Annotated in this window: 2 protein-coding genes; both read right to left on the bottom strand. The window is 69.3% G+C overall.

Going from position 1 to position 15,021, the window contains the following annotated elements:
* The coding region (locus QH168_RS07590) for a non-ribosomal peptide synthetase (protein WP_280233797.1) at nucleotides 1-5,529 on the bottom strand (5,529 nt) is incomplete at its 3' end.
* Nucleotides 5,529-15,021: amino acid adenylation domain-containing protein (locus tag QH168_RS07585; protein WP_432421055.1), on the bottom strand; the 9,493-nt coding region annotated here is incomplete at its 5' end. The genes QH168_RS07590 and QH168_RS07585, both read right to left, overlap by 1 nt.

Here is a 15,021-nt window from a genome sequence, read left to right as displayed (position 1 = left end):
ACCGTGACCAGGCGCGGGCACCACATAAGCCACCAACTGATCACCCAGCGACGTCGACACCACCAACGCCACCGCCTGACTCACCGACGACTGCGCCAACAACGCCGTCTCGATCTCCCCCAACTCGATCCGCTGACCACGGAACTTCACCTGGAAATCGGTACGACCCAGATAATCGAGACGGTGCGGGGTGGTGCTGGTGGCTTCCCGCCACACACACAGGTCACCGGTGCGGTACATACGCTGACCGGTGCCGAACGGATTGGCCACGAACCGGTCGGCGGTCAGATCCGGCCGCCGCACATTACCACGCGCCAGCTGATCACCTGCCAGATACATCTCACCGGTCACAACCGCGGGAACCGGACGCAGCCGCGCATCCAGCACGTAGAGCCGAGTGTTCCACTGCGGCAAGCCGATCGGCACGGTGCGCTCGATCGATCCGGCGGCGGGCCAGAAGGTGACCGAAACAGCGGCCTCGGTGGGCCCGTACAGGTTGTGCACATTGGCGGTGGTCACCGCACGCAGCGCGGTCACCGTCTCCGGCGGCAGCGCCTCACCGATGACGAACACCTCGCGCAGGGTCGGGCAGGAGCCGGGCACGGTATGCGCGGCGAACACCGTCAGCATCGACGGCACGAAATCGGTCACCGTCACCCGCTGCGCGGCAATGGTTTCCGCGACATAGGCCGGATCACGATGCCCGTCCGGCGTCGCGACCACCAGCCGCGCACCCGCCCGCAGCGGCATGAAATAGCCCCACAGGGAGACGTCGAACGTGGTCGCGGTCTTCTGTAGATAGACGTCGTGGAAACCGAGCGGATACTCCGCGAGCATCCAGGTGATCTGGTTGTGGATGGCGGCGTGCGAGATGGCCACGCCCTTGGGGCGGCCGGTGGAACCGGAGGTGAAGATCACGTACGCCGGATGGTCCGCCCGCACCGGACGCAGCAGTTCCGCCGGACGCACTGCGGTGGTGTCGAAGCCGGTGAGATCGGCGGTGTCGATGTGCAGCGCGGTGGTGCCCTCGGGCAGCGACCGCGCGTCGGTGCTGGTGGTGACCACACAGACCGGCTGTGCGGTATCGAGGATGTGCGCGATCCGCTCGGCCGGATGATCCGGATCCAATGGCACATAGGCACCACCCGCGGTGATGATCGCGTACATGCCGACCACCAGATCCAGCGAACGCCGCACCGCCAGACCGACCAGCGACTCCGCACCCACACCCTGCGACATCAGCAGCCGGGCCAGCTGATTGACCCGGTCGTCGAATTCGCGGTAGGTCAGCTCCTGGTCCTCGTACACCACCGCGATGGCGTCGGGGCGCTGTTCGACGGTGCGGCGATAGCCGTCGAGCAGCAGTTCGGGCGTCACCGGGAAGCGGGTGTCGTTCCATTCCCGCAGCAGACGGTCGCGGTCGGCGTCGGCCAGCAATTCGATCTCGCCGACCGGGGCCTGCGGATCATCGGTGACCGCGGTGAGCACGCGGGCGAAACGCTGCGCGAATTCGGCGACGGTCGGTTCGTCGAACAGATCGGTGGCGTAGGTGAACTGGGCCGAGAACCCGGCCGGTGTGCCGTCGGTGGCGGTGCGCGGCACGATGGTCAGCTGGAGATCGAATTTGGCGACCGCACCGGCGAATTCGACACCTTCGGCGGCCAGGCCGGGCAGCTCGAGGCGCGGCGCGTTCATGTTCTGGAAGAACAGCGCCACCTGGAACAGCGGATGTCTGGCCTGGGAGCGGGCCGGGTTGAGCACCTCGACCAGCCGCTCGAACGGGATATCGCCGTGGGCGAAGGCACGCAGATCGCGGTCGCGGGTATGCGCGAGGAGATCGCCGAAGGTGGCCTCGGCGGGCACCTCGGTGCGCAGCACCAGCGTGTTGACGAACATGCCGACCAGATCGTCGAGCGCGGCCGCACCGCGACCCGCGACCGGGGTGCCGATGGCGATATCGGTGGTGCTCGACAGCCGGGCCAGCAGCACCGCGAGCGCGGCATGCAGCACCATGAACGGGGTGGATCGGGTCTCGGTCGCCATGCGGTCGATCGCCGCGCGCAGTTCGGCATCGATACCGAATTCGTGCACCGCGCCCCGGTAGGTGGATTGCGCGGGGCGGCGGCGATCCGCGGGAAGATCGAGCTGGGCGGGGAGTTCGGCGAGTTCGGTGGTCCAGAAATCGATCTGCCGGGCGGCTTCGGACCGCGGATCGGCCTCGTCACCGAGCATCCGCTGCTGCCACAGCGCATAGTCGGCGTACTGCACGGCCAGCGGCGCCCAGTCCGGTGCCTGCCCGGCGCGGCGGGCGGCATACGCGGTGATCAGGTCACGCATGAGCGGACCCATGGATACGCCGTCGGCGGCGATATGGTGCACGACCAGCACCAGCGTGTGATCATCGGCGGCGGCGCGCAGCAGGCGGATGCGGACCGGGACCTCTTCGGCCACATCGAATCCGATGCCAGCGGTTTCCCGCACCACTGCCGCGATATCGGTCACCGGCTCGGCATTCAGCTCGAACGCCTCCGCCGCACACACCGTCTGGACCGGCCCGTCCGCATGTCGCGGGTAGACGGTGCGCAGAACTTCGTGGCGCGCGAGCAGATCCGCGACCGCCGCCGACAACGCCACCACATCCAGCTCCCCACGCAGCCGAAGAGCCACCGGGATGTTGTCGACCGCGGCACTCGCGCCACCGGATTCGACGCTGAACCGGTTGAGGAACCACATCCGGCGCTGCGCCGGAGACAATGGAACGCGGTCGGGCCGCGGACCGGCTACCAGGGCGGGCCGAGCACCGCGTCGCGACGAACGGATCGGTCCCGGTACATCGGCCGACGCGACGCCGGTCCCGAAACGCTCGTCTGTCCCCTCGCTCACCGAGCGCGGAATTCCGTCGGCGGTCGGCTCGTCGACAGCTGCTCGATCGGCACGCGAAGCATCGGCGTGCGCATCGACCAACAGGCACTCCGCCGGGCCGCCACCGTCGACCTCCGCCTGTGTGAGCGCGGCCAGCCCCGCGGGTGTCGGGTTGTCGAAGAAGTCGCGCACGTCGATCGCGATATCGAGCGCGGCACCGATGCGGGCGAGGGCGCGGGTGGCGATGAGGGAGTTGCCGCCGCGGGCGAAGAAATCGTCATCGGCGCCGATACGGTCGTGGCCGAGCAGCTCGGCGAAGATCGCGGCCACGGTGTGTTCGGCGGCAGTGGCCGGTTCGCGGTATTCGGCGACGACGGTGTCGATATCGGGTTCGGGAAGGGCGCGGCGATCCAGTTTGCCGTTCGGGCTCAGTGGCATCTCATCGAGCACGATGAGCTGGGCGGGAACCATGTAGTCGGGCAGGCGTTTACGTACCGCGTCGAGCAGTGCCGTGGGGTCGAGCGGTGTGGTCGGACCGACCACATAGGCGATGAGCTGATCACCCGCCCGGCCGTGATGCACCACCGCCGCGGCTTGCGCCACCTCGTCCTGATCCAGTAGCGCCGCCTCGATCTCGCCGAGTTCGATGCGCAGACCACGCAGCTTGACCTGGAAGTCGATGCGGCCAAGGTATTCCAGCTCGTCGGGTCCGCCGTCGCCGCTCGCGGCCCAACGCACCAGATCGCCGGTACGGTACATGCGGTCACCGGGGGCGCCCTCGGGGTTGGCGACGAAACGGTCGGCGGTCAGGCCCGGCCGTGACAGGTAGCCGCGGGCCAGCTGCACACCGGCCAGATATAGCTCGCCGACCACACCGGTGGGGACGGGGCGGAGGTTGTCGTCGAGGACGAGCAGGTCGGTGTCGTCGGCGGCGGTGCCGATCGGCACACCGTCACGATCGGCGGCGGTGACCTCGTGCGCGGTGACGTCGACCGCCGCTTCGGTCGGCCCGTACAGGTTGTGCAGGGTGGCGCCGCTGATATCGCGGAACGCGGCCGCGGTCGCTGGGGGCAACGCCTCACCGGAAGCGAACACCAGCCGCAGGCTGTCGATGGCGTCCGCGACCTGCGGCTCGGCCACGAATACGGCGAGCATCGACGGCACGAAATGCGCCACCGTGATTGCGGCTTCGGCGATCGTCCGCGCCAGATACACCGGATCCCGATGCCCCTCCGGCCGCGCGATCACCAGCCGGGCCCCCACCTGCAACGGCCAGAAGAACTCCCACACCGAGACATCGAAGGTGAACGGCGTCTTCTGCAACACCACATCGTCGGCGCCAAGCCGGTACATCCGCTGCCGCCACCGCAGATTCGCCACGATCGCCCGATGCGATACCGCCACACCCTTGGGGCGGCCGGTGGAGCCGGAGGTGAAGATGACGTAGGCGGTGTTGTCGGGGGTGGCAGTCGGCCACGAGGAATCGCGGTCCGCCGCACCGCCTGCGCTATCGCGGTGCGGCATGGACCGGGGTCCGCACAACTCCCCCGTCCGTGCCTCCGACCCGCCGTGATCCATGCGGGGTCCCGCATCGACGAACGCCGACGAGAGGTCCTGCCGGGCGTATTCAGCGTGACCCTGCACCGCTGGATCACCTGCCGAGTCCCCCACCGAGCCGACCGTCGCGGCGGAGCCTCGTTCAGCGTGGCCCAGCACCGCTGGATCACCTGCCGGATCTCCCACCGGACCGACCGTGGCGGCGGAGCCTCGTTCAGCGTGGCCCAGCACCGCTGGATCACCTGCCGGATCTCCCACCGAGCCGACCGTTGCGGCGGAGCCTCGTTCAACGTGACCCAGCACCGCTGGATCACCTGCCGGATCTCCCATCGGACTGACCGTGGCGGCGGAGTCGGCAACTCCGTCCATCATCAACACGCGCACTGCGGGATTCAGCACCGCATGGTCCGCCGCCGTGGTCAGCACGACGACTGGACGCGCGACCTCGAGGACGTAACCGATGCGTTCGGCGGGATGATCCGGGTCGATCGGCACATATCCGCCACCCGCCTTCAATGTCGCGTACATGCCGACGAGCAGTTCCAGCGACCGGCGCAAAGCCAGCCCGACCAGCGCGTCCGGGCCGACACCGAGATCGCGCAAGCGGTGCGCCAGCGCGTCGACGCGGGCGCTGAACTCGGCGTAGGTGAGGGTGGTGCCCTCGAATTCCAGGGCGACAGCGTCCGGGGTGCGGCGCACCTGCTCCTCGAACAGGCTGATCAGCGTGTCGGCGGGCGCGAGCGGCGTCACTGCGGGTGCGGCGACGATGACGGCATCGGTGAGCAGCTGTTCGAGCAGATCACCCAGGACGCCGTCGGCGGATTCCAGCAGTGCGGGGAACCGGCCGGACACCACGATCGGCAGCAGTTCGCCCGCCGCGAGCGCACCGCCCATGGCCTCGTCCAGCGCCGACAGTTCGGCGGCCAGTTCGGCATAGCCGACGGCGACTCCGTCGTATGCGATGGCCGTGCGCTCCGGGTCGATCTCGGCGACGGTATGGATGAGTCCGGGCAGATCATCGATACCGTGGGCACGGCGCAAAGCCACCAGATCACCCGCAGTGCCGTCCATGTCGATCGAACCGGCCGCGATCGAATCCGCGTGAGTCATCAGCAGTTTCCTTCCGAGTCGACATCTGAGGTGTTGGCGGCGCCCACCCGCGCCGTCCCACGCGCCGTATCGGCCACGGGTCCGGCGAGCGCGGTGACGGCTTCGGCGTCAGCGGCCGACCCGTCGCCGCGCCCTGCGGACACGGCATCGACAGCCACCCGGTCGGTGGCCGGGCCCGTCGCGGAAACAGACCCCGCGACAATTCCTTCCGCCACCGCACGCAGCTCCGCCGTGGCCTTCACCAGTCCTGCGGAGCCCAGCGCGGCCATCCCTCCGGGCACCAAGGCGGCGAGGCCGACGGTGATCAGCGCCTCCGGCTTCGCCGCCGCGCCCATGGCCTTGGCGACCGTGGTGATCTTGGCGGCGAGCTCCCCGAAGCTGACGGTGTTGTCGCCGTGGGAGAAGGCAGTCGCATCCGGCGCGGCGGCAGCGGCAGTGGCAACGAGTGCGGGCAGATCGACCGAAGCACCGGGCGTCATCGAACCGCGCTGATACCGCGAACCTGCCTCGGTCGGATCGTTCCCGGCACTTTGCGAGCCCGAACCGGCTCGGGCGGCCGGGGTGCTCTGCGAACCCGAACCACCAGGTCGGCCCCCACCGGACCGCGCAGCGAAACCACTCGGCGCACCGGAGCCGACCTCCGTTGTCGACGCCCGGCCCCTCGATCGGCCCGCACGCTCCGCGGCGGTACGGATATCGATGGCGCGCACGACCATGTCCGGATCGGTGGCGACGGCGTCGAGCACCAGTAGCAGGCGGTCGGCGAAGAGGCGCACTGTCCCAGCGTCGAAAATGTCACTGGCATAGCCGAACCGGAAGTCGATGCCCGCGCGATCGGGGCGTTCGATACCGGTGAGGTGCAGATCGAATTTGGTTTCGGCGAGGTCGAGGTCGAGTGCTCGTACTTCCAGTCCGGGCAGCTCGATGACGCCGTGCGGCAGGTTCTGGTAGGTGAACATCACCTGGAACAGCGGGGTGTAGCTGTTCGAGCGGGTGCGGCCGAGGGCGTCGACGACCTGTTCGAAGGGGAGGTCGGCGTGCTCCAGCGCGGCGAGGTCGCGGCGACCGGTCGCCCGGAGCAGATCGGCGAAGCGGGTGCGCGGATCGACTGCGGTGCGTAGGGCGACGGTGTTGACGAACATGCCGATCAGCTCATCGAGCGCCCGCGCACCGCGTCCGGCCACCGGTGCGCCGATGACGATGTCGCCGGTTCCCGAGAGTTTGGCCAGCAGCACCGCGAGGGCGCTGTGGACCAGTGAGAACACGGTGGTGCCGTGGGCACGAGCGATACCGTCCAGGGTGGCCGTGCGTGCGGCGTCGAGCGCGAAATCGACTGCTCCGCCGCGCATATCGCGCCGCGCGGGACGTGGCCGATCGGTCGGCAGCGCCGTCAGCTCCGGTGCGTCACGCAATTCGCGGGTCCAGTAGGCGAGCTGCGCGGCGGCGAGGCTGTCCGGTTCGGTAGCGGTACCGAGCACCTCGTGCTGCCATTCGCTGTAGTCGCCGTACTGGATCTCCAGTGGCCGCCATTGCGGCGAGTGACCGGCGCTGTGCGCGAGGTAGGCGGTGACCAGATCGCGGGTCATGGGCGCGATGGAGTACCCGTCGGCGCTGATGTGGTGCAGCACGACCACCAGCACGTGTTCGGTCGCGGCGAGGCGGAACAGTGCGGCGCGCACCGGCGGCGCTGCGGCGATATCGAAGCCGGTGGCGACGAAATCATCGATCGTCGAGGCGAGCGCATCGCCGGACACCGGGATAGGCGTCAGGTCGAGGGTGACGGCGTCGGCGTCGAGCACTTCTTGGATCGGCCCGGCAGCGGTGTCCGGATAGCGCGTGCGCAGCGTCTCGTGCCGGACGATCACATCGGCGATCGCGGCGGTGAGGGCGGCGAGATCGAGGGCGCCGGTCAGCCGCAGCGCGGCGGGCACATGGTAGGCCGAGGAATCCGGGGTGAGCCGACTGACCACCCACATGCGCTGCTGTGCGGGCGCGAGCCGCGCCGGACCCGTCCCGGTGCGTCGCACCAGCGCAGCGCGCGCGGGACCCGTCGACGATGCCAGCGCGGCGGCCAGTCCGGCCACTGTCGGCGCGTCGAAAACCGCTGCGACCGGCAGCTGTCGGCCGAGGGCCGCGGCGAGGCGTGCCGCCAGCCTGGTCGCCATCAGCGAGTTACCGCCGAGGGCGAAGAACTCGTCATCGGCGCCGACCGTGTCCACCCCGATGACCTCGGCGAACGTGGCGGCGACCACCTGCTCCAGCTCACCCGCCGGGGCACGGAATACCGCCTCGGTGAACACCGGCTCGGGCAGCTGCGCCCGGTCGACCTTGCCATTGGCATTCAGCGGCAGGGCCTCCAGCACCATGACCGTCGAGGGCACCATATAGGTGGGCAACTCGGCCGCGATCGCGGTGCGCAACCGAGCGCCCAGCTCCGAATCGGCCTCCGGTACCGCCACATACGCGATGAGCCGGTCCCCCGCTCGTTCATCGCGTCGCGCCACCGCGACCGCCGCCCGCACCTGCGGTCTACGCAGCAGCGCGGCTTCGACCTCACCGAGTTCGATGCGGAAGCCACCGATCTGCACCTGGAAATCGGCGCGCTCGAGGTATTCGAGATCGCCAGTGGGCAGCCTGCGCACGATATCGCCGGTCCGGTACATCCGCGCGCCCACCGCATGCGGATCGGGCACGAACCGGTCCGCGGTCAGTGCGGGGCGGCCGTGGTAGCCGCGGGCGAGTTGGGCGCCGGACAGGTACAGCTCACCCGCGACGCCGATCGGCACCGGGCGCAGGCGCGTATCGAGCACGTGCACACCGCTGTTCCACACCGGCCGCCCGATCGGCACGGTATGCGCGGGCTCGTCGGCCACCTCGTAGGTGGTGATCGAGACCGCGGCCTCGGTCGGTCCGTACAGGTTGTGCAGGCGAACGCCGGGACGCACATCGCGGTCCGGCACGGTGATCGGTTCCGCACCGGTCGGACGGGCCGATCCGTCATCAATCACCGGCGCACCGCCGCGGGCGCACGCCGCGAATTCGGTGGCCGTCGCGGCGGGCAGCGCCTCACCGATCGCGAGCACATGCCGCAGCGATGACGGCATCGGCGCGGCACCGGCCACCAGCATCCCGATCAGCGATGGCACGGCGTGCAGCACCGTGACGCCGTATTCGGCGATGAGCGCGCGCAACCGGTCGGGATCGCGTTCGCTACCGGGCGCGGTGATCACCAGCGTGCCGCCGGTGGTCAATGGCGACCAGAACTCCCACACCGACAGGTCGAAGGTCGCCGGTGTTTTGAGCAGCGCCCGGTTGTCGCGCCCGAGGCCGAAATGCTCACGCAGCCAAGTCAGCTGGTTGACCACTGCGGCGTGCGGGATCGTCACACCCTTCGGCAGACCGGTCGAACCGGACGTGAAGATCACGTACGCGGGATGTCCCGGCCGCAGCGGGCGGACGCGTTCGGCGTCGCGGATGGGGTGGGCCGGGAAGCCCGGCTCGATCAGGTCGGTTTCCAGCACCGGAAGGTCGATATCGATCGGCACACCGTCGACCGAGGTGGTGAGCACACACACCGGTGCGGCGGTCGCCACGATATGGCGGATGCGGTCCACCGGATGGTCGGGGTCGATCGGCACATACGCGCCACCGGCCCGCACCACCGCGTACATCGCCACCACCAGCGCCACCGAGCGGCGCATGGCGAGCACCACCGTGGCTTCCGGCCCGACACCCTCGGCGATGAGCTTGCGCGCCAGCCGATTCACGCGGGCGTCGAACTCACCGTAGGTGAGCCGGGCGCCGTTGACCGCGTCGATGACGGCGACCAGATCGAGATCGGCGGGCCGAACGGCCGCGAGGTCGGCGAGGGTCACCGCGGGCACGGAATGCGCGGTCTCGTTCCACCGTGCCAGGCGCGCGTGGTCCTCGGTGGCGAGCAGATCGATATCGCCGATCGCCAGTTGCGGCCGTGCGACGACTGTGGTGAGCACCCGGCGCAGCTGGGCGAGGATGCGTTCGGCCGTGGCGGATTCGAACAGATCGGTGGCATAGCCGAGAGCCAGCTCGATGCCAGCGGGGGTTCCCTCGCCGGTGTACTGGTCGACGGCGAACAGATGCAGATCGAATTGCGCCGTACCGCTGTCGAATTCGATATCGGCGATATCGAGTCCGGGCAGCCGGAGTTCGCCGCGTTCATGGTTCTGGAAGGAGTAGCCGACCTGGAACAGCGGATGCCGGGCGGTGGAGCGCTGCGGGTTCAGCACCTCCACCAGACGCTCGAACGGGACGTCGGCGTGCGAGAGCGCGGCCAGATCGGTCTCCCTGGCACGGGCGATCAGCGCGTCGAACGGTTCCGCGCCCTCGACCCGAGTGCGCAGCACCAGCGTGTTGACGAACATGCCGATGACGTCGTCGAGTTCGACTGCGCCGCGTCCGGCCACCGGGGTGCCGACCGCGATATCGGCGCTGCCCGACAATTTCGCCAGTAGTGCGGCGAATGCCGCGTGCACCACCATGAACAGGGTGGCGCCGTGGCGACGGCCGAGCACGGTCAGCGCGGCGTGCAGTTCCGGGTCGAGGGTGGCGGCGACCTTGGCGCCGCGCAGGCTCTGCTTGGCCGGACGCGGACGGTCGGTGGGCAGTGTCAGCTGATCGGGCAGCCCGGCCAGGTTCTCGCGCCAGTACGCGAGCTGACGCGCCGCGGTGGAGCGCGGATCGTCCTCCGCGCCGAGCAGCGTCCGCTGCCACAGCGCGTAGTCGGCGTACTGGATCGCGGGCGGGTTCCAGCACGGCGCACAACCCTCGAGTCGCGCCGAATAGGCGAGCATCAGGTCCCGGACGAACGGTGCGATGGAGGAGCCGTCGGCGGCGATGTGGTGCAGGACGGCGGCGAAGACGTATTCGGTGTCGGTCAGCCGGAACAGCCGCATCCGCACCGGGACCTCGGCGGTGATATCGAAGGTGGTCTGCGCCAGATCCCGGATCCGAGCCGGTAGTTCGGCCTCGGTCACGGTGGTCGCTTCGAGATCGGTGTTCGCCTGCGCGGCGGGCACGATCAGCTGTTGGGGCGCGCCGTCGGTCTCCGGATAGCGGGTGCGCAGCGATTCGTGCCTGCCGAGCACATCGCTCACCGCGGCCCGCAGCGCCGCGATATCCAACGCACCGGACAGCCGCAGGGCCAGCGGAATGTTGTAGGCGGTCGACGCGCGATCGAAACGGTTCAGGAACCACATGCGCTGCTGTGCGGGCGAGAGCGGCAGCCGCGCCGGGCGCACACCCGCCACCAGCGGCGGCCGGTTCGGCTCCGCCTCATCGGCATGGGCGGCGGCGGCCAATTGCGCCACCCGCGGATGTTCGAACAGCGCACGGACGCCGACCGTCCGCCCGAACGCCGCCCCGATCCGGGCCACGGCCTTCGCGGCGAGCAGGGAACTGCCGCCCAGCTCGAAGAAGTCGTCATCCGCACCGACTCGCTGCCCGGCCCCCGTATCGAGCCCGAGCACCTCGGCGAACACCCCGGCCACGATCTCCTCGGCTGGCGAGGCGGGCCTGCGGTAGACGGTGGTCTCGAACACCGGTGCGGGCAGCGCCGCCCGATCGAGCTTCCCGTTGACGGTCAACGGAATCCGCTCCACCGGCACGATCGCCGCGGGCACCATGTGTTCCGGCAGCCTGCGCGCCAATCCCTGCCGCAGCGCGGCGGTATCGACCGCACCGCGCGCCACCAGGTACGCGACGATCCGCGGCTCATCGGCCAGATCGGTGCGCACCACCACGGCGGCTTCGCCGATCACGGCACTGCCGGACCGCGTACCTGTCACCGCAGAGGCTTCCGCGCCGCCGGGAGTGCCCGCGCCCTTCTCCGCACGTTGATCGCGGCCCGCGGACGCGGACCGCGAGGCGATACCGCTCGAATCATCGACCGCCCCTGCGCTATCCGCCGACGTGCTACCCACCGCAACCACGCCGTGCCCGTCCGTGACCTCGAACGCCGTCGTGCCGTACGACATGGCCTCATCCAGCAGCGCCGCCTCGATCTCACCGAGTTCGATACGGAACCCGCGCAGGTTCACCTGCTGGTCGGCGCGGCCCAGGTATTCGAGTTCGCCGTCAGCGGTCCAGCGCGCGAGATCACCGGACCGATACGCGAGGGAGCCGTCGGTGGCGTACGGATCCGCGACGAAGCGGCTCGCGGTGAGAGCGGGCCGACCGAGGTAGCCGCGCGCCAACTGTCCACCGGAGACGTAGATTTCACCGGGCACCCCGACCGGCACCGGACGCAACCGGTCATCGAGGACCCGTACCGCCAGACCGGGCAGGGCACCACCGATGACGCTGGCCGAACCGGTGCCGGGTTCGATCGGCCGATACGACACGTGCACCGTGGTCTCGGTGATGCCGTACATGTTCACCAGCCGAGGCGTCCGGCGATACCGGGCGAACCAGCCGGTGAGGCGCTGCGGTTCCAACGCCTCCCCACCGAAGATCACGTACCGCAGCGCAAGATCCTCGCGTGCGGGCTCGGCCAGCTCGGCGGCCGCCAGCTGGTAGAACGCCGACGGGGTCTGGTTGAGCACCGTCACGCCCTCGGCGGCGAGCAACTCGCGGAACTGCTGCGGTGACCGCGAGGTGTAGTAGTCGACCACCACGAGCGTGCCGCCGTGCAGCAGCGCACCCCACAGCTCCCACACCGAGAAATCGAAGGCGTAGGAGTGGAACAGGGTCCACACGTCCGATGGCCCGAACTCGAAGTGGCGCTGTGTGTTGTCCAGCAGGCGCAGCACATTGCGATGCGGAACGACCACGCCCTTGGGGCGTCCGGTGGAGCCGGAGGTGTAGATCACGTAGGCGGTGGCGGCCGGATCGAGCGGTGCGCGGCGCTCGGCGTCGGTGATCGGCGCGCGGCCGGACTCGGGATCGGTCGGATCGGCGGTGAGGGCGATGTCGATCACCGGGCCGCCGAACCAGCCGCGCGCCAGTTCGGTGTCCGCGCCGGTGACAGCGCAGATGGGCCTTGCGTCGTCGAGGACGTATTCGATCCGATCGGCGGGATAGGCGGGGTCGATCGGCAGATACCCGCCACCGGCCTTGACCACGGCGAGCAGCGCGACCACCAGCTCCACCGAACGCGGCAGGGCCACCGCGACCAGCGTTTCCGGTCCGACGCCCGCCGCGATCAGTCGCCGTGCGAGCCGGTTCGACCACTCGTCGAGTTCGGCATAGGTCAGCGACTGTTCGCAGGCGCGCACCGCGACCGACGCGGGATCGAGGGCCGCGGCCGTGGCGAACCGGTCGGCCAGCGTGCCGGATTCGGCGGCTCGATCGGCGCCGGTGACCGACCATTCGTGCAGCGCCCGATGCTGTTCCTCGGCCGAGAGCACCTGGATATCGCCGACCACCACCGTCGCGTCGGCGGCGACGGCCGCGAGCACCTGGGTGAACCGACGACCGAGCACTGCGACGGTGTCGGCGTCGAAGAGATCGGTGGCGTAGGTGATATCGATATCCATGCCGTCGGCGCGGCCGTCGGGATCGGATTCGCGGACCGTGAACTGGAGATCGAATTTCGCCGCAGCGCCATCGATATCGATCGGGCGCACCGCGAGCGCGGGCAGCTCCAGCGCGGGGAGCTCGAAATTCTGGAAGCTCAACGCCACTTGGAACAGCGGATGCCGGTTGCGCGCACGCGTGGGCGCAACCATCTCGACCAGCTGATCGAACGGAACATCGGCATGCGCCAGGGCTTCGATATCGGCGGCCCGCACCTGGTCGAGCACGGTTTCGAAACGCTGCCTGCTATCGATGTGACTGCGCAGCACCAGTGTGTTGACGAACATGCCGACCAGCTGGTCCAGCGCCGCTTCACCGCGTCCGGCGACCGGGGTGCCGATGGCGATATCGGCGGTGCCGGACAGCCGTGACAGCAGCACCGCCAGCGCGGCGTGCACGGTGCCGAACAGGGTGGTCTCGCGTTTGCGGGCCAGCTCGCGTAGTTCGCTGTGCAGTTCGGCGTCGATATGCAGTCGGAAGGTGTCGCCGCGGTGGGTGGACACGGCGGGGCGCGGGCGGTCGGTGGGCAGTTCGAGTTGTTCGGGCAGGCCGTCCAGGGTGCGCCGCCAGTGCTCGAGCGCGCGACGGTGCTCGTCGGAGTCGGCGATCTCGTGCTGCCAGAGCGTGTAATCGGTGTACTGCACGGGCAGCTCGTCCCAGCCGGGTGCGGTACCGGAGCGGCGGGCGGTGTAGGCGGTCATCACATCGCGGGCCAGCGGGCCGAGGGAGAAGCCATCGGCGCTGATGTGGTGCACGACCAGGACGAGCACCTGATCTGTCGGCTCGACGGTGAACAAGGCTGCGCGGACGGGAGTTTCGGTTGTCAGATCGAATGGTTCGGCGGCGAGGGCGGTCATCCGATGCGGCAGATCGGCCGCGTCGACGGTCTCCGAGTGGAGTTCGATGTGAGCCTCGGCCAGGACCCGCTGTTCGGGTCCGTCGACGCCGTCCGGGTAGATCGTGCGCAGCGTTTCATGCCTGCGCACCACATCGGTGAGGGCGGCGGCCAGCGCGGCGCGATCGAGTTCACCGGTCAGCCGCAGCGCCACCGGAATGTTGTCTATCGCATCGCCGATACCGGAATCCGCACCGAGGAATCGGTTGAGGAACCAGATGCGCTGCTGCGCCGGTGACAGCGGTATCCGCGTCGGCCGCTCCCGGCGGACCAGCGGCGGTTGTGTCCGGGTGCCACGCCGCGCGAGAGCACGGGCGGCGAACGCGGCCACGGTGGGCGCGTCGAACAGCTCCCGCACCCCAAGCCCGGCCTCGAGCGCGGCGGCGACGCGAGCGACGACCTGCGTTGCGTTCAGCGAATTACCGCCGAGGGCGAAGAAATCGTCATCGAGTCCGGCCCGCTCGATCCCGAGCACCTCGGCGAAGATATCGGCCACCAACTGTTCGGCGGCAGTGGTGGGCGCGCGGAAGACCGCCATCTCCCGCACCGGTGCGGGCAGCGCGGCGCGGTCCAGCTTGCCGGAGGCATTGACCGGGAATTCATCGAGCACCACATAGGCGCTGGGCAGCATGTACGACGGGATACGTTGGGCGAGCGCGGCTTTCACCACCGACAGATCTATGCTGTGGCCCGGCTCGGCGCGCAGATACCCCACGAGCTGTTCACCGGCGGACTCATCGGTGCGCAGCAGCACCGCCGAGCGGGCGATACCGGCCAGATCGTCGAGCGCGGATTCGATGTCACCGAGTTCGATACGCAGACCACGCAACTTCACCTGGAAATCGGTGCGGCCCAGATACTCCAACTCACCATCAGCGGTCCATGCCACCAGGTCACCGGTGCGATACATGCGCTCAGAAGAACCGAACGGATTCGCCACGAACCGATCACTGGTCAGATCAGGACGCGCCACATAACCACGCGCCAACTGCGAGCCCGCCAGATACAACTCACCCGCCACACCCACCGGCACCGGACGCAGCCGC

It is taken from the genome of Nocardia cyriacigeorgica, from assembly GCF_029868385.1.
In the GTDB taxonomy this organism is placed as follows: Bacteria; Actinomycetota; Actinomycetes; order Mycobacteriales; family Mycobacteriaceae; genus Nocardia; species Nocardia cyriacigeorgica_F.
Note: the sequence above shows the minus strand (reverse complement) of the source record. Positions and strands in the feature narration are given on the sequence as shown.